The organism is Microbacterium sp. MPKO10 (assembly GCF_026107415.2).
GTDB lineage: Bacteria > Actinomycetota > Actinomycetes > Actinomycetales > Microbacteriaceae > Paramicrobacterium.
The window spans coordinates 333,610-350,123 of the sequence record NZ_JAPCHX010000004.1 but is presented as its reverse complement, the minus strand read 5'-3'; the positions used below and the strand labels follow the sequence as shown (position 1 = coordinate 350,123).

Annotated in this window: 13 protein-coding genes and 1 tRNA gene; 5 read left to right on the top strand and 9 right to left on the bottom strand. The window is 65.1% G+C overall.

Annotated features, from left to right (window positions below):
* Nucleotides 1-145 precede the first annotated feature (145 nt).
* The gene (locus OK352_RS09825; RefSeq protein ID WP_265141293.1) at nucleotides 146-412 is read left to right on the top strand and encodes a hypothetical protein; all 267 of its coding nucleotides are present in this window, start codon (nucleotides 146-148) and stop codon (nucleotides 410-412) included.
* Nucleotides 413-562: 150 nt separating this feature from the next.
* On the opposite strand, the gene OK352_RS09820 is transcribed toward OK352_RS09825, so the two are convergent.
* On the bottom strand, nucleotides 563-2,221 hold the full coding sequence (locus OK352_RS09820) for a thiamine pyrophosphate-binding protein (protein ID WP_265141292.1): 1,659 nt from the start codon (nucleotides 2,219-2,221) through the stop codon (nucleotides 563-565).
* Between the two features lie 465 nt (nucleotides 2,222-2,686).
* Nucleotides 2,687-4,576 (bottom strand): ABC transporter ATP-binding protein, encoded by a 1,890-nt coding sequence (locus OK352_RS09815; RefSeq protein WP_265141291.1) that lies wholly within the window; start codon nucleotides 4,574-4,576, stop codon nucleotides 2,687-2,689.
* 130 nt (nucleotides 4,577-4,706) lie between these two features.
* Here OK352_RS09815 and OK352_RS09810 point away from each other — a divergent pair, with 130 nt between their 5' ends.
* Both OK352_RS09810 and OK352_RS09805 read left to right on the top strand, forming a co-directional pair.
* The gene (locus OK352_RS09810) at nucleotides 4,707-5,786 is read left to right on the top strand and encodes an A1S_2505 family phage non-structural protein (protein ID WP_265141290.1); all 1,080 of its coding nucleotides are present in this window, start codon (nucleotides 4,707-4,709) and stop codon (nucleotides 5,784-5,786) included.
* 246 nt (nucleotides 5,787-6,032) lie between these two features.
* A complete protein-coding gene (locus OK352_RS09805; protein WP_265141289.1) occupies nucleotides 6,033-7,265 on the top strand; it encodes an LPXTG cell wall anchor domain-containing protein in 1,233 nt (410 codons plus the stop codon).
* 371 nt (nucleotides 7,266-7,636) lie between these two features.
* Here OK352_RS09805 and OK352_RS09800 read toward each other — a convergent pair.
* Nucleotides 7,637-7,712, bottom strand: a tRNA-Lys gene (locus OK352_RS09800).
* A 103-nt stretch (nucleotides 7,713-7,815) separates the two neighbouring features.
* Here OK352_RS09800 and OK352_RS09795 point away from each other — a divergent pair.
* Both OK352_RS09795 and OK352_RS09790 read left to right on the top strand, forming a co-directional pair.
* A complete protein-coding gene (locus tag OK352_RS09795) occupies nucleotides 7,816-8,445 on the top strand; it encodes a DNA-directed RNA polymerase subunit beta (RefSeq protein WP_265141288.1) in 630 nt (209 codons plus the stop codon).
* 214 nt (nucleotides 8,446-8,659) lie between these two features.
* Nucleotides 8,660-9,256 (top strand): anti-sigma factor, encoded by a 597-nt coding sequence (locus OK352_RS09790; protein WP_265141287.1) that lies wholly within the window; start codon nucleotides 8,660-8,662, stop codon nucleotides 9,254-9,256.
* Nucleotides 9,257-9,263: 7 nt separating this feature from the next.
* Here OK352_RS09790 and pstB read toward each other — a convergent pair whose 3' ends face one another.
* The 6 genes from pstB to OK352_RS09760 all read right to left on the bottom strand — a co-directional run bounded on the left by pstB (nucleotide 9,264) and on the right by OK352_RS09760 (nucleotide 16,500).
* Nucleotides 9,264-10,043 (bottom strand): phosphate ABC transporter ATP-binding protein PstB, encoded by a 780-nt coding sequence (pstB, locus tag OK352_RS09785; RefSeq protein ID WP_265141286.1) that lies wholly within the window; start codon nucleotides 10,041-10,043, stop codon nucleotides 9,264-9,266.
* Between the two features lie 14 nt (nucleotides 10,044-10,057).
* Nucleotides 10,058-11,128, bottom strand: a complete 1,071-nt coding sequence (gene pstA / locus OK352_RS09780; RefSeq protein ID WP_265141285.1) for a phosphate ABC transporter permease PstA — start codon at nucleotides 11,126-11,128, stop codon at nucleotides 10,058-10,060.
* Nucleotides 11,128-12,081, bottom strand: coding sequence for a phosphate ABC transporter permease subunit PstC (gene pstC / locus OK352_RS09775; RefSeq protein ID WP_265141284.1), 954 nt, complete (start codon nucleotides 12,079-12,081; stop codon nucleotides 11,128-11,130). The genes pstA and pstC overlap by 1 nt, the downstream gene beginning before the upstream one ends.
* Nucleotides 12,082-12,168: 87 nt before the next feature.
* On the bottom strand, nucleotides 12,169-13,260 hold the full coding sequence (gene pstS / locus OK352_RS09770; RefSeq protein ID WP_265141283.1) for a phosphate ABC transporter substrate-binding protein PstS: 1,092 nt from the start codon (nucleotides 13,258-13,260) through the stop codon (nucleotides 12,169-12,171).
* A 127-nt stretch (nucleotides 13,261-13,387) separates the two neighbouring features.
* A complete protein-coding gene (locus tag OK352_RS09765; RefSeq protein ID WP_265141282.1) occupies nucleotides 13,388-14,329 on the bottom strand; it encodes an NUDIX hydrolase in 942 nt (313 codons plus the stop codon).
* The gene (locus OK352_RS09760; protein ID WP_265141281.1) at nucleotides 14,326-16,500 is read right to left on the bottom strand and encodes an RNA degradosome polyphosphate kinase; all 2,175 of its coding nucleotides are present in this window, start codon (nucleotides 16,498-16,500) and stop codon (nucleotides 14,326-14,328) included. Before OK352_RS09760 ends, OK352_RS09765 begins: the two co-directional genes overlap by 4 nt.
* Nucleotides 16,501-16,514: the final 14 nt, after the last annotated feature.

Sequence of the window (16,514 nt, the reverse complement as noted above, 5' to 3'; positions counted from 1 at the left end):
CCTGTGGCACACCCGCGGCTGACACGCTGGACAGACATCGTGTCTCACACCGGCATGCAACGTCGTCTCATAGGCTGCGGTCATGCATTCACTGAGAGGCACTCTGAAACGGGGGGGGAAAGAGTACGGGCCATTCGGACGCTGGATGATTGCACATGTTTATCAGGCGCCAGGTGGGTGGGCGCGCTGCCGCGGATTTGCCCTCCTCTTCCTCGGGGTCGTTTTTCTCGTTGTGACGATTGTGCTCTTCAATATTGACGACGCGTTGCAGAGCGACAAAGACTTCTTTCCGTTCATCACTGTGTTCTTCTTCATTCTCAGCGGAATAAACTTCGTCCAATGGCTCGTACGGTGGATGTCGGCGAGGCGACGCGACGAGTCGGTCCCGGCGAACACGTATGACCAGAGGTGACCCGGCGCTGGAATAGGGCGATGTGGGAGTGATACTCCGGCGGCACTATACGACGATCGGACTACCCGACTGCCGCGTGGAGTCTCAGTTCGGCCTGCTGCGGTACGTTCTCGAGATCGAAGCGCGCAGTGCGAGTCAAAGTAGGTTCGCTTACGCAGGAGTCGGCTGGAAGAGCGCACTGTTCTGCGCAATGACCTCTTCTTGGTACGGCGCACGGAGCGACTGCGTGATGCGGCAGTCCAGAAGCATGACGCCATCGTCGCCCGACGCCACCCAGCGCTCGAACACGTCGAGGTCATCGAGAGTGTTCACCGTGACAGCATCCGCCCCCACTGCCCGGGCAAGGCCTGCGAAGTCCACGCCCGAGATCATCATCGGGCTGCTGTCGAAGCCAGCGAGGCCATACAGATGGATCTCTGCGCCATATGCCGCATCGTTGTACACGACGATCGCTCCACGCTTCATCGCGCGCACCGCCGATTCGAGGTCGGCAAGCGCCATGAGGCCACCGCCGTCGCCCGTGCACAGAACCGAGAACGCGTCGGGTCGCGCCATCGCCGAACCGACCACGCTGGGCAGGCCCAGCCCGATCGACTGGAATGGCGTGCCGATCATCGCGAAACGGTCAGGATCGGCAACGTCGAAGTACTGATTCACCCAGCCGAGGAAGTGCCCTCCGTCGGTCACCATGACACGGTCGTTCGGGATGATCTCGTTGAGGCGCCGCGTGAGACTGCGCGGGTCGAGCAGGCCGTCGGATGCTGCCGCGTCACCCGGTTCGCGCACACGGAGGCTGCCGTCAGCGAACCCGGTCACCGACGCACGCCAACCGGATGAGGGAGCACCGGAGAGCCGAGCGTTGAGACCCTCGATGGCGGTGCGCGCATCGCCCGACACGAAATCGTCAACGCGTGCATTCGTGGGGGCGTCGGCGATGTCGATCTGCACGACTCGAGCGTTCTCGCCGAACAGAGCACCGAAGCGCATGGTGAACTGGTTGAGCCCCGCCCCGACGACGAGCACAACGTCGGCAGTTGCCGTGAGCTCCATCGCCTTCTCTTGACCGAAGCCGCCGGCAACGCCCAGATCGTACCGGTCATCGAACTGCCCGCGGCCGAGGGCGGAGGACGCTGTCACGGCACCGAGAGTGGTGGCCAGCGTGCGCAGTGCGGGGCCTGCGCCAGAGAGGAACGCACCGCGGCCGGCGAGCAGCAGCGGGCGCCGAGCCGTACGCAGCGCCGCGGCGGCGACGTCGAGATCGTGGGCGCGCGGTGGCTGCGGGGCCGGAACGGCAAGAGGCGCTGACGCCTGCTCGGCAGCATCCTGCGCTTCGAGTCCGCCGATGTCGTAGGGAATCTCGAGGACGACGGCCGTGCGGTTCGAGAGAGCGTGCTCGAGGGCGGCGCGGGTGCTGTCGACGGGGGAGTCCTGCGTGACCGTGATGACGTGAGCGCCGACCGCGCGGCACAGTGCGGCCTGATCGACGTCCCACGGCCGCAGCCCCGTGGTCGGGGCCGATCCGGTGACGAGCAGCAGAGGAGTGCTCGCCTTCACTGCCTCGGCGAGCGGAGTGATGGTATTCGTGAACCCGGGGCCGTACGTGGAGGTGGCGACCGCGAGGTGCCCGCTCGTGCGGTAATAGGCGTCGGCCGCGGCTACGGTGCCGGCTTCGTGCCGCACGGCTGTGTAGCGGACCGCCGTGTCAGCCAGGGCGTCGAGCAAGTAGGCATTGCCGTTGCCCATCACTCCGAACATGTCGGTGACGTGGGCGGCGAGAGTGGTGGCGATATGCGCTGAGACCGTGGGCATGGTGCTCCTTCGAGACAACGGACGAATGACATTCCGTATATGTCTCGCGCGACGCGCTTCGTGCCCCTTTTTCGAGCACCGGGCTGGCGGCCCGGACACTTTTACTGTAACACCAGGGGGAGATGACGACCATGAGATCGCAGCCGGCCGCCGGTTCGCGTGCGGTGGAACGCATAATTGGTGCGCTGTCCAGCGGTTTGATGCGTGCTTGGCAGGCCGGACTGTCGCTTGTGCTGCGTCGCACTCCGGGTGGCTCGCGAGCGCCCCGAATACATCTCGTCGTTGCAATAGGTAGGTGCCGAATGCACGTCCATGAGCGTGGGCAAGAGCTGTTTGGCCCGTGCGTGGACGTGTTCGCGCGTGTCTGCGCACCCCAGAACGTTTCAGAGGGCAAAGAATGCTTTTAAACGGCGTTCTGAGAGCAAACTTTGACCTTTCAATGCTCGCGCATGAGACGAGCCGCCGCTAGACGAGCAGCTGGTGCTTCGCGAGGTCGCGGTACAGCGGAACCTCCTGCACCAGCTCCGAGTGGGTTCCGGCGCCAATCACGCGGCCGCTGTCGAGCACGATGATGCGGTCGCTGTCGACGACCGTTGACAGCCGGTGCGCGATCACGATCAGCGTGCGGTCTTCGGCCACCGCATCGATGGCCGCCCGCATCTTCTGCTCGTTCACGCCGTCAAGGCTCGACGTGGATTCGTCGAGCAGCAGAATCGGCGGCGCCGAGAGGATCGAGCGTGCGATGGCGAGGCGCTGGCGCTCGCCGCCCGAGAGCATGATGCCGTCTTCGCCGACCGGGGCATCGAGGCCCAGCGGGTTGCGGCCGAGCACATCGCCCAGATTGACAGCGTGCAGCACGTCGATGCACTGCTCGTCGGTTGCGTCGGGGGAGGCGAGCAGCAGGTTGTCTCGGATGCTGCCGGCGAGCACCGGGGCGTCCTGCTCGACGTAGCCGATGCGGGAGCGCAGGTCGTCACGGCTGAGCGTGCGTATGTCCACGCCATCCAGACGGATGCTGCCGCCCGTCGCATCGTAGAAGCGCTCGATCAGCCCGAGGATCGTGGACTTGCCGGCACCGCTCGGCCCGACAAGCGCGGTGCGGCGCCCGCGCTCGACGGCGAAGCTCACCTCGCGCAGCACAACACCGTCTGTCGGCACGTCGGGTGCAGAGTCGTCCGCCGCGGCATCCGCGGGGGCCGAATCGTATGCGGAACCGTCGCCATCGCGGTGAGCGCGGGCGACAGCATCCGGGTACGAGAATGTCACGTTCTCGAACGCGATCGCCGGAGCCGTCGTGGACCGCGCACCCGGGGCGGTGATGGATGCCGCGATGGCGGCGTCGCGGTCGGTCTCTGACTCGAGCGACACGATCTCGTGAATGCGGCCGAGCGCACCGAGCGCCTGGTTCGTGGCGCTGATTGCGCCGAATGCCTGGCCGAGGGGCATGATCATCATGAACAGAAAGAGAATGAACGCGACGAGATTCGCGATGGTGATTGCCCCGCTGGCGACGCGAAACCCGCCGACGCCCAGAACGACGAGGAACGATGCCTGCATGGCGACCCCGGCGACGGGCACCACGAGTGCCGAGATCTTTGCGACGTTGACTCCCATGCGCCACGCGCCTACCGCTTCGGTGTTCACCGCATCGATCTCGCGCTCGGTCGCACCGGAGGCGCGGATCGTGCGGACAGAACCGATGGCGCGCTCGAGCGCGGCGGTCAGGTCGCCCACCTTCTTCTGCGTGCGCGCACTGGCGACGCGAATCCGCCCGGCCAGCGCACCGACGACGATGATGGAGACGGCGATGACGGCGGCGGTGAGCCCGAGCAGTACCGGGTCGATGATGAGCATTGCGATGAGCGCACCGAGGAACGTGATGCTGCCGCCGATCGCTTCGACAAGACCCTGCGTGAGCACGGCGCGCAGCAGTGTTGTGTCGCTTCCGACGCGCGAGACGAGGTCGCCGGTGCGTCGGGCGTCGAACTGCGCGATCGGCAGGTGCAGCATGCGGGCGATGAGCCGCCGCCTGCTTGAAAGCACGACGCCTTCGCCCATGCGCTGCAGCAGGTAGTGCTGGTAGCCCGAGATCAGGGCCGAGACGATGACCAGCACTACGAGCGCCCCGACGAGCCAGCCGAGCGGCTGTGCGCGCTCGACCAGTTGAATCACCTGGCTGACCAGGAGCGGCTGGGCCAGCGAGGCGGCGGCACCGAGCACACCCAGCACGAGAGCAGCAGCGAGCGGGCCCTTGTGCTCGAACAGGTACGGCAGAAGCTGCCGGAATGTTGCGCGGGGACCATCGTCGGCGCGACGGGCGAAGGGGGAGCGGCGGGGTGTGGCAGGTGAGCTCATGGGTACTCTCGACGAGCGAATGACGGCACTCGACTCTACCCAGTGTGCCTTTGAAGATGGCGAGTGTGCGTGCCGAGTGCCGCCGGGCGGTTTAGTCTGACAGCCAGAGCGGATGCTGGAGGGCTGCCACATGCATATCGAATCGCTGGCTCCGGGCGAGGTCTTCGTCTTCGGCTCAAACGCGCAGGGCGCGCACGGGGCGGGTGCCGCACGCACGGCGTATGAGAAGTTCGGCGCCGTGTGGGGCCAGGGCTCGGGGCTGCAGGGCCAGTCGTACGGCATCGACACGATGAGCGGCTTCGAGGTTCTGCGACGCGAGGTCGCCGAGTTCGTGAGCGTCGCGCGACAGCATCCGGAATTGACGTTTCTGCTCACACCCGTCGGGTGCGGGATTGCCGGATATGCGGCAGCGGATGTGGCCCCGCTGTTCACGGATGCGCCCGGAAACGTCGAGTTGCCCGCCCAGTTCCGCGCAGTGATCGAGATTCCGGATGCTGGTGAGAACGATGATCCGGCCGGTGGAGCTCCCTCTGAGGCCAGAGCAAAGCCGAGCGCCGCCGGGAAACCGGGCTCCGCCGTACGGGGACGGCACGATCGCGGTGCCGCGGGCGACAGGCAGCAGTACTGGGACGGCCGTTACGGCGACAGCCCACGACTCTGGTCTGGACGCGTCAATGCGGCGCTCGCCGATGTTGCCGCTGACCTGGTGCCGGGGACGGCGCTGGATCTCGGCTGCGGCGAGGGCGGTGATGCCCTGTGGCTCGCGGAGCACGGGTGGCGCGTGACTGGCGTCGATGTCTCGACGGTCGCGCTCGAGAGGGCGGATGCTGAGGCGCGCCGTCGCGGGCTGGACATTGCCTGGCAGAGCGCCGATCTCGAATCGTGGCAGCCGAGAGATGACTATGACCTGGTATCCGCCTGCTTCCTGCAGGCGCCGGAGGACTTCAACCGGTCTGCCGTCCTCCACCGGATGAGCCGGTGCGTACGGCCGGGCGGGCACTTGCTGATCGTGTCGCACGCGGCGATGCCGCCGTGGTCTCAGCACCACGACCACGCCGATATGCCGACGATCGAGAGCGAGCTCGCCGCCGTCGGGGCGCCGACCGAGTGGACGATCGTGATCGCCGAGAAGCGCCAGCGGGCGGCGACGGGCCCCGACGGGCAGCACGGGCTGCTCGATGACAACGTCGTGCTGCTGCTCCGTCGCTGACGCGGTATCGCCACGGTGCTCGGAGAGCCGAACCTCCGTCTGCTGTGTGCGCGAATCGGATCGGGGCGAATGGTCTGACCCTCTCCTCAGCGAGGGGCGGCGTGCCCGCTCACGGGCGGAATGAGTGCCGTGTGAGCCCCATGTGAGCGGTGTCCATCAGACTGACGGCGGATCTTTGCGCGTTCCCGTGGGGCGACGCATCGACATCGCTTGAGTGTACGCATCACGAAAATGAGGATTGAACGAATGAGAGAAGTCACGCAGGGCCGTCGGATGTGGGGGCGTGTCGGACTCGGGGCTGCTGCCGGGGTACTGGCCGCGGGCGTCATGGTCGCAACACCCGCCAACGCGAGCATCGGTGCGACAACGCTTGACATGCCCGCGGCGAGCGTCACTGTGAATTCGGCGGCCACGGCCGGTGTGAGCTGGAATTCCACACAGTCGACAGATCTGCTCGACATCACGGTCTCACAGCCCAAGGGCACGAGCGTGGACAATCCGCTGGCTCTGGAGGTTTCGGGCGGGGCTGCCGCGGTGGTGGGCACCGCCGGTGAGACGGCGTCCGCCTGGACCAGCACGGCGATCGTGGAGGTCGGAGGCACGCTCAACACGGAACACAGCACATGGTTCGGGCAGCTCACGGTGTCGATTGTCTCTGCGCTGCCCGGAACGGTGACCGTTTCTGTTGAGACTGCTGATGGTGATGAACGACTCCACAGAAGTGGCACCTACGACGTGCTCGCTCTGCCGGCCGACGCGCCCAAGCCGGAGACCCGCGACACGTCATGCGGGCCAGACGGTGTCGTTTCCGGCAGCTACACAATTCCCGACCAACCGAATGTCACCTACTCGGTGAACGGCAGTCCTGCCGAACCGGGTACCTACGAGGTGGAACCGGGCACCAACCTCACTATCGCCGCCGAGGCCGACGAAGGGTATGAACTCAGCGGTGACACCCACACCTGGTACTTCGGGTTCACGACGCCAGACTGTGATGGCGATGTGGTCGAGCCCACCGTCGTCATCGCCGACGCCCCGCAGTACAGCGAGGCAGTGTGCGGCCAGGCGGGCATCGCCAACGGAAGCTATGTGATTCCGGACGTCGAGCACGTGAACTACCGCGTCTTCGAGACATACGTCGACGCCGGCACCTATCCCGTGGCACCGGGGGAGACCGTGACAATTGTCGCCGAAGCCGACGACGGTTATGTCATCGCGGACGGCATTGACACGTGGAGCCACGAGTACGCCACGCCGGACTGCGAGACCCCCGCGGAGCAAGAAGCTGAAGAACCTGCGGTGCCGACGGATCCGGATGCTGACGGTTCAGCCCCACCCGCAGACGCGGCACCGGTCTCTGAGACCCTGCCGGTCACGGGCGCTGAAAACTCGGCAGTGATGTTCGCCGCCGGATCGAGCCTGCTCGCGCTCGGTGTCGCCCTCGTGCTCGTGCGGCGCTTCCGCGCACGCCAGGCATAACACGGCGAATCTCACCGGGTGTGGCCCAGCGGGGAAGACCTGCTGGACCACACCCGGTTCTGTCTCTCGGTCGTCTGCGTGACAGGTGAAGGCTCGGAGCGCGAGGCAGCGGCACACTCATCGGACCCCAGCGACCGTATGCGTGAGTCGCTGCACCCGGCTGCTGCCGAAGAATGTGATCGCTTGTGACAACGTCCCCCAACGCGTGTGCCGGCGGCGATGCGCAGCGCAGGAGACCACGCGCACACTGCGAGCGCCGCGCGCGGGGAGCGCAGCATGCACGGAGCAGCGCGAGCGATCTCGTTCCTGTTCGGGGTGTCTTTGGGGCGACCTCGCCGCTGACAGACAGAGATCGCGAAACAACGCGGAGGTGGTGCGCCCGCCGGGGCTCGAACCCGGGACCCGCGGATTAAAAGTCCGATGCTCTACCAACTGAGCTACAGGCGCCGACCCTGTTAATCTACAGGTCTTTTCTGGACGATGTGACCACCACGGCAGTCGGCGGCGCGAGTACCGTTGTACGAGCACCCTCGTCATGAAGGAGTACTGCTTGACGCGAGACTTTCACAAGCCTGCACGCTACCCGGCGTCGGCATTCGAGAACATCCAGGGCGGGATCGATCCGGCCGAGACCAGCCGGATCGCGCACGAGACCGCGCGGGCTCTGCTCGCGCGCGTGCGGGAAGAAGACGACCCGGATCTCGTCACACGGCTCGTCGCCTACACAGACGAGCACGGCATTGACACCATTGCCGAACTGTGGTCGCATGCCACGAGCCGCAGCCTCCCCGGATGCCTCTGGCGCATCTACCTGCTGCGCATGCAGGTGCGTGACGATCCCCATGGGTGCGGACTCGTCTTTCAGCGCGGCTCAGAGATTCTGCGCACGATCGATCCCGTCGTCGCCGGAGCATCCGAGCCGACCGGACCCGGTGAGATCATCGAACTTGCCGACCGGATTCTGCGTGGCGTCTTCGAGGGAGACTTCACGATCGCGCTTGATCGCGCCGCCGCATACTGCCGTGTGTCGGCTGCGGGGTGCACGAGCATCGCCGACGACCTCGAATCCACCGAGCCGGAGCGCGCGAGTGACCTCACACGACGGGCTCTGCGCCTGGCGACATACGCGAGCGACCTGGCGTCTGCTGCCCGCTTGTGGCACCGTGACGAGCTTGACTGAGCGGCGCAACAGAGACTGGGAATAACCCCGTGAGCCATGCGTTACACTCTTTCGTGGCCGGGCCGCTAACCCCGGGCTCCAACATTTGCCGCTTCGAGCGGCCTTCCGCCGAGAGGCGTTCAGCGGCCCGGTCACTCTCTGCGTTCGGGCGTGGTTATGGCTCGCCGCGGCACCTTCACAGGTGTGCACCCCTCCCCATGAGAAGCTGGTAACCGTGAGCAACGAGAATCACACAACGCCATCGAGCGCACCGACGACCAAGTCGGGCAGGAGCGCGTCGACCGAGGCCGGTGCTACCGATTGGAAAGAGCACAAGGCCCAGCGCAGAGCGGCCAAAAAAGCTGAGAAGACCTGGTTCTCCCGCCCCATCGCGCTGGTCGTCTCGGTGATCGCCGTGTGTGTCTCCATCGCCATCGCCAGTGGGGTTGTGGGGATCGTCGAGAACGGCAACCAGCTGCCTCAGGCTCTGCAACTCGCGCAGATCAACGCGCAGGCTGACGTCACGCGATCCCAGGTGGTCCTGGACGCTGCCGACAACGAGACCGCCACGCTTGTGTGGTCGCAGAACGTTGACACAGCAGTTTTGATCGTCGAGGGCCTGCCGCGCCTCGATGAGGACACATACCGCGTCTGGTACAGCACCGGTGGTGAGTTCACGGATGCTGGCGAGCTTCACGTCACCCACGATGGCTCTGAGGTCTGGGCGACGCTGACCGGCGACGTGGGGGCAGCGGACACCTTGATCATCACGAAGGATGCTGTCGATGCCACAGAGCCGGGCGACGACATCGTCGCCGAGATCGACCTCTGAGCGGGGACTACCCGAAGCGCCCCGAGACGTAGTCCTCTGTGGCCTGGACGCTCGGCTGCGTGAACATCGTGTGCGTGTCATCGAATTCGATGAGCTTTCCCGGTTTCCCGGTCCCCGCGATGTTGAAGAACGCCGTGCGATCGGAGACGCGTGAGGCCTGCTGCATGTTGTGGGTCACGATCACGATCGTGTACTGCTCTTTCATCTCCTCGATGAGGTCCTCGATCGCAAGCGTCGAGATCGGATCGAGCGCCGAGCACGGCTCATCCATCAGAAGAACGTCTGGCTCAACGGCGATCGCGCGCGCGATGCAGAGCCGCTGCTGCTGACCGCCCGAGAGGCCGGATCCCGGTTTGTCGAGACGATCTTTCACCTCGTTCCACAGGTTCGCTCCGCGCAGGGCCTTCTCGGTGAGAGCATCCTGATCGGACTTCGACATGCGCTGATTGTTGAGCTTGACGCCCGCGAGCACGTTTTCTTTGATCGACATCGTGGGGAACGGATTCGGACGCTGGAACACCATGCCCACCTGGCGGCGCACCGCGACGGGGTCGACACCGGGGGCATAGAGGTTGTTGCCGTCGATGAGCACGTTTCCCTCGACGTAGGCGCCGGGGATCACCTCGTGCATGCGGTTGAGAGTGCGCAAGAACGTCGACTTGCCGCATCCGGACGGCCCGATGAAGGCCGTCACGCTGCGCGGCTCGATGGTGAGGGTGACATCCTCGACGGCCCGGAACGATCCGTAGTACACGTTGAGGTCGGTGACTTCGATTCTTTTCGACACGATTTTCCTTAGCGTCAGCGGCCCGGTTGCGGGGCGAAGTAGCGGGCAATGATTCTGGCGATGATGTTGAGAAGCATCACGACGAGGATGAGCGTGAGCGCGCCAGCCCACGCACGATCGAGGTATGCCTGTGCCTCGAGACCCTGACTCACGTAGGAGTTGTAGACGGCGACGGGGAGGCTCTGCATGCGGCCCTCGACCAGGCTGTAGTTCATGTTGTTCGTAAAGCCCGCGGCGATGAGCAGTGGCGCTGTTTCGCCAATCACTCGGGCAACGGCCAGCATGATGCCCGTGGTGATTCCCGCAATCGCGGTCGGCAGGACCACCTTGAGGATCATCAGCCAGCGCGGCACGCCCAGGGCCAACGCTGCCTCGCGCAGCTCATTCGGCACGACCTTGAGCATGTCTTCGCTCGAGCGAACGACCACCGGGATCATGATGACCGCGAGCGAGACAGCACCGGCGAGTCCGATCTTGGTGCCTGGGCCGAACAGGATCGCGAAGAGGGCGTAGGCGAACAGACCGGCGACGATGGAGGGGATGCCGGTCATGACGTCGACGAGGAAGGTGATGGCGCGGGCCAGGGCACCGCGCCCATATTCGACGAGGTAGATCGAGGTGAGCAGCCCGATGGGAACCGAGATCACGGCAGCCGTGAGCGTCATGAGGATCGTGCCCACGATCGCGTGCAGAAAGCCGCCGCCTTCGCCGACGATGTTGCGCATCGACCAGGTGAAGAACGTGGCGTCGAAGCGCGCCGATCCATTGACGATCACTGTGATGACGAGCGAGATCAGCGGGGCGAGTGCGATGAGGAACGCTGCGCTCACCAGCGTCGTGATCGCGCGATCCTTGGCGCGGCGCGAGCCCTCGATGAAGAGTGATGAGAGGAACAGAAGCACCGCGAACAAGAGAGCGCCGACGATCACGGCCCCGGTCACGTTGAGGCCGTCTGTCGCACCGGCGGCCGCGAGCAAGCCGAAGGAGACGAACGCGATGACGAGTGACCCGGCGAAGATCAGCCAGGGCACAGGCTTGGACAGCTGGCCCGTGGCATACACATTGGGGATGGCGGTCTGGGTCATCAGTTCGCTCCCGAGAATTCCTTGCGCCGGGCGACGATCCACCGGGCGATCATGTTGATGATGAGCGTGATCGCGAACAGCAGAAGACCCGTTGCGATGAGAGCATCGACGTTGAGGCCGAATGCCTCGGGAAAGCTCAGGGCGATATTCGCCGCGATCGTGCCCGGGTTCGCCGAGGTGAGGACCTTGAACGAGATGCCGCCGGACGCGGAGAGGACCATGGCGACGGCCATCGTCTCGCCGAGAGCGCGACCCAGCCCGAGCATCGACGCCGAGACGATTCCCGATCGGCCGAACGGCAGGACGGCCATGCGGATCATTTCCCAACGGGTGGCGCCGAGTGCCAGTGCGGCCTCTTCGTGCAGAACGGGGGTCTGCAGGAAGAGCTCGCGGCAGAGCGCGGTGATGACGGGGAGGACCATCACGGCCAGCACGATGGCTGCTGTGAGAAGTGTGCGGCCCGTGCCGGAGACCGGGGGAGCGAAGAGAGGGAACCAGCCCAGATGGGCTGTCAGCCAGGCATAGACGGGCTGGATCGCCGGGGCGAGAACGTTGGCACCCCACAGCCCGAAGACGACGGAGGGGACGGCCGCCAGCAGATCGATGATGTACCCGAGGGCCTGGGCGAGCCGCCGGGGCGCGTAGTGGGAGATGAAGAGTGCGATGCCGACGGACACCGGGATCGCCATGAGAAGAGCGAGAAACGCCGCCCACACGGTTCCGAATGCGAGTGGAGCGACGTACGTCCAGAAGTTGCCCCCGGCGAAGAGGGAGATCTCGTCGGGGTCGGCGGTGAGGGCGGGGAACCCCTGAACGACGAGGAAGGCCGCCACGGCGGCGAGTGTAGCGAGGATCAGCGTTCCGGCGGTGAGCGCCGAACCCGAGAAGATCCGGTCACCGAGCCGCTTGACCGCGGGTTTTCGTACGGGCGGCGACGCTGTGGTCGAAGTCATTCGATGTCGTGTCCTGTGTGGTCGGGTGAGGGCGGGGCTGGAGAGTGGCCCGGCGCGCTGTGTCGGCGCCGGGCCACTCGCTCAGAGTTACTTAATGGCTTCGACTGCGGTTGATGCCTTGTCGAAGAGGGTGCTGGAGATCGGAGCGGTTCCGGCGGCCTCCTCCGAAACGGCCTGACCCTCGTCACTGATCACATAGCTGAGGTATGCCTTGGTCAGTTCTGCCGCCTCGGCATCCTCGTACTCGCTGCAGGCGATCAGGTAACTCACCAGGACGATCGGGTACACACCGGCCTCTGTGGATGAGCGGTCGAGCTCGATGGCGAGGTCACCGTCTTCACGGCCTTCGGCGAACGGCGACGCGTCAACGATCGCGGCAGCAGCCTCAGCCGAGTACGGCACATATTCGTCGCCGACTCCGACGGCTACGGTGCCGAGATCGCCCGCACGAGAGGCGTCTGCGTACCCGATGGTGCCGGTGCCGTTGGTGACCGCGTCGATGACACCCGAGGTGCCTTGAGCGCCCTCGCCGCCATCATAGGGCCACGTCTCACTGGCCTCGGAGTCCCAGATGTCCCCAGCGGCGGCGTGGAGATAGTCGGTGAAGTTCTCGGTGGTACCCGACTCGTCCGAGCGGTGAACGGCAGTGATCGCCTGATCGGGCAGATCGGCATCCGGGTTCTGGCTCGTGATCGCCTCGTCGTTCCACGTGGTGATCTCTCCCGAGAAGATTCCCGCGAGCGTTGCCGCATCTAGGTTCAGGCTGTCGATGCCGTCGACGTTGAACACGATGGCGATGGGGGAGATATAGGCCGGGATCTCGATGATGCTGGAATCGGCGGCGCATGACGCGAACTCGCCGCTCGAGATCTCGTCTGAGGTGAATGCTGCGTCAGAGCCGGCGAACGAGCTCGCTCCGGCCATAAAGTTCTCACGGCCTGCGCCCGACCCCTCGGGTGCGTATTCGACGGTCACATCGGGGTTCGCCTCCTGGAAGGCGGCGACCCATGCCTCCTGGGCCGCCTGCTGGGACGACGCGCCCCCGCCGATGAGTGTTCCCGAGAGCGACGAGTCCGAGTCGGAGCCGCTCGCGGCGCTCTCGTTCGCCGCACAGGACGTGAGCAGGAGTGACGCGGCTGCGGCCACGGCGAGCGGGAAGCCGTAACGCTTGATGTTCACAGATTTGAGCCTTTCGCTGATGACAGGACCGGTTGGGCGTTTCAGCCCTTCCGAGGGTCACGCTAAGCAGGTCGTGTGACGAGCGTCCCTCAGCGGGGTAAACGACAGGTGAACGGCAGGAGTCGGGTCAGTCTCGCGTCGAGTGGGTCTCAATGGTGACGATGCCGGAGCCCGGATTGGTTGCCGACAGATGAACGACTGAGAACTCGCCGGTTCCCAGCGCCGCTGCGTCGCGCAGGTACGAACCATCGACGGTTCCCGTCGCCAAGGCGATCTCGCGGATGATGTCGGGAATGACCGGGCCGTGGCTGCAGAGCACTGCCGTTTTCCGTTTACGGATGCGCTTGCCGACGATACGTCGCACATCACCGGAGCCGTCCTCCCACGATTCCTGGCTGAGAGCACCAGTCTGCTTGGGCTCGATTCCCGTCGCCGCCGCGAGCGGGGCGACCGTCGTCACGCAGCGCACGGCAGAACTCGTGATGATCTTCTGCGGGTGCCACGCCGTCAGCGACGGAACATCGGATGCTGCCTGGCGCACGCCCTTCTCGGTGAGCGGGCGTGAGGCATCAGGTCCCGACCAATTGCTCGGAGACGTCGCCTTGGCATGTCGCAGGACGATCAGGGCGAACGTGTCGGTGACGCCCTCGTCGACGAGCGTTTCGAAACGAGAGACGACATCGACGTCCTGCTCGTAGCTGAGGTATCGTCGGGCCCGGTCAAACGTCACCCATTCCTGTGCCGCGACCTCGCCGTTGGGCACGAACGTCGACTCGCGCACGGCCTTCTCCGTCACCGATGCTGCCCAGTAGTGCACGTACTTGGCGCGACCGGAGCCCAGCGTGTAGTGGGCGATGCCGACGGGGACGCCGAGGGTGACGGTGAACCCCGTCTCCTCCTTCACTTCGCGCACTGCTGTCTGCGGCAGCGACTCGCCAGGGTCGACCTTGCCCTTCGGCAGAGTCACATCGCCTTGTTTCGTGCGGTGAATCACGAGCACCCGGATCTCACCGTCAATCTCACGCCAGCAGACTGCCCCGGCGGCGTAGACGGCCTTCTCATGACTCATCGGCGGCTCCGCGATCGCTTCTTGCGCGTCACGGCGGCCATCAGGTCGTCTTGAAGGCTGCGCAGGGGATTGCCATCCTTGTCGAACGCGTGACGTGTCCACGTCCCGTCGGATTCCAGCCACCACGACGACGTGCCGTCATCCATGGCGCGATCCAGCATCCGCCCGATCTCCTCGACGTGCATCGGCTCGGTGAGACGCACGAGGACTTCGACACGGCGATCGAGGTTGCGGTGCATCATGTCGGCGCTGCCGATATAGGTGATCGGATCCCCGGCGTTGGCGAACGAGAAGACCCGTGAGTGCTCCAGGTAGCGGCCGACGATCGAACGGACGCGGATGGTCTCGCTCGCTCCGGGCAGACCGGGACGGAGCCCGCAGATGCCGCGCACCCAGACATCCACGGGAACACCGGCCTGGCTTGCCCGGTAGAGCGCGTCAATGATGGCCTCGTCGACGATGGAGTTCACTTTGATCCGGATTCCGCTCGGCTTGCCGGCCTCGGCGTTGCGGCGCTCCTTGTCGATCAGCTTCAGCAGGCCCTTGCGCAGGTGAAGGGGAGCGACGAGCAGCCGGTTGAACTTCTTCTCGATGGCGTATCCGGACAGCTCGTTGAACAGGCGGGTGAGATCCATTCCGACTTCGTCATCGGCGGTGAACAGCCCGATGTCCTCGTAGACGCGGCTGGTCTTCGGATTGTAGTTACCCGTCCCGATGTGTGAGTAGTGCCGCAGCTTGCCGTTCTCGTGCCTGATGACGAGCGCGAGCTTGCAGTGCGTTTTCAGCCCGACGAGCCCATAGACGACGTGCACGCCGGCTTTCTCGAGTTTGCGCGCCCATTCGATGTTGTTCTGCTCGTCAAAACGGGCCTTGATCTCGACGAGCGCAAGAACCTGCTTGCCCGCCTCGGCAGCGTCGATGAGCGCCTCGACGATCGGCGAATCACCCGACGTGCGGTACAGCGTCTGCTTGATGGCGAGCACGTTCGGGTCGGCGGCTGCCTGCTCGAGAAACTCCTGCACGCTCGTTGCGAACGACTCGTACGGGTGATGTACCAGAACATCGCGGCGTGAGATCGCCGAGAACAGGTCGGCCTTGCCGTTTGGCTCCGGCGGTCTGAAGTCTGCAGCCGTGTTGGGCACGCGCGGGGAGTACTTGAGGTCGGGTCTGTCGATCTTCGCGACCTCGAAGAGTCCGCCGAGGTCGAGCGGACCGGGGAGCCGGTACACCTCCTGCTCGGTGATGTCGAGTTCGCGCACGAGCAGCTCGAGTGTCTGATCGTCCATGTCATCCGTGACCTCTAGCCGGATGGGCGGTCCGAAGCGGCGGCGCAGCAGTTCGCGTTCCAACGCCTGGATGAGGTTCTCAGACTCATCCTCCTCGATCTCGATATCTTCATTGCGCGTCACGCGGAAGACGTGATGGTCGATGACTTCCATGCCAGAGAACAGGGTGTCGAGATGCTGCGAGATGAGGTCTTCGAGGGCGACGTAGCGAATGTGCTCCGCCGATTCGCGGTGGTCGACGCGGACGAAGCGCGGCAGCATCTGCGGCACCTTGATGCGCGCGAACTCCTGACGCCCGGTGCGGGTGTTGCGTACGCGCACAGAAAGATTCAACGAGAGTCCGGAGATATACGGGAACGGATGCGCCGGGTCGACCGCGAGCGGCATGAGCACGGGAAAGATCTGCCCGGCGAAGTAGTCGCTCAGGTACTCATGGTCGCTGTCATCGAGGCTCTCCCAGTCGACGATGCTGATTCCCGCCGACTCGAGCGCGGGCTCGATCGTGTCGTGCCACACGGCGGCGTGCCGCTTCTGCAGCTCGTGAGCGCGCACCGAGATCTCATCGAGGACGTCCTTGGGCGATCTGCCCACGTTCGTCGGCACGGCAAGGCCCGTGACGATGCGCCGCCTGAGCCCGGCGACGCGCACCATGAAGAACTCATCGAGGTTGCTGGCAAAGATCGCGAGGAAGTTGACGCGCTCCAGCGGCGGCAGAGTCTCGTCCTCGGCGAGCTCGAGCACACGCTGATTGAACGCGAGCCAACTGATCTCCCGGTCAAGATACCGGTCGTCGGGCAGCCCGGCGTCCTGATCGCCCACCATCGGATCGAAATCGTCGTCGTCCCGATCGAGCGCTGCGTCATTGACGAAATCCATCGGTGCCATTGTCTTATCTTGGC

What these genes read in the sequence shown, in the direction of transcription:
- OK352_RS09825 (WP_265141293.1), top strand. Translation starts at nt 146, where the DNA reads ATGATTGCACATGTTTATCAGGCGCCAGGTGGGTGGGCGCGCTGCCGC.
- OK352_RS09820 (WP_265141292.1), bottom strand. Translation starts at nt 2,221, where the DNA reads ATGCCCACGGTCTCAGCGCATATCGCCACCACTCTCGCCGCCCACGTC.
- OK352_RS09815 (WP_265141291.1), bottom strand. Translation starts at nt 4,576, where the DNA reads ATGAGCTCACCTGCCACACCCCGCCGCTCCCCCTTCGCCCGTCGCGCC.
- OK352_RS09810 (WP_265141290.1), top strand. Translation starts at nt 4,707, where the DNA reads ATGCATATCGAATCGCTGGCTCCGGGCGAGGTCTTCGTCTTCGGCTCA.
- OK352_RS09805 (WP_265141289.1), top strand. Translation starts at nt 6,033, where the DNA reads ATGAGAGAAGTCACGCAGGGCCGTCGGATGTGGGGGCGTGTCGGACTC.
- pstA (WP_265141285.1), bottom strand. Translation starts at nt 11,128, where the DNA reads ATGACCCAGACCGCCATCCCCAATGTGTATGCCACGGGCCAGCTGTCC.
- pstC (WP_265141284.1), bottom strand. Translation starts at nt 12,081, where the DNA reads ATGACTTCGACCACAGCGTCGCCGCCCGTACGAAAACCCGCGGTCAAG.
- OK352_RS09765 (WP_265141282.1), bottom strand. Translation starts at nt 14,329, where the DNA reads ATGAGTCATGAGAAGGCCGTCTACGCCGCCGGGGCAGTCTGCTGGCGT.
- OK352_RS09760 (WP_265141281.1), bottom strand. Translation starts at nt 16,500, where the DNA reads ATGGCACCGATGGATTTCGTCAATGACGCAGCGCTCGATCGGGACGAC.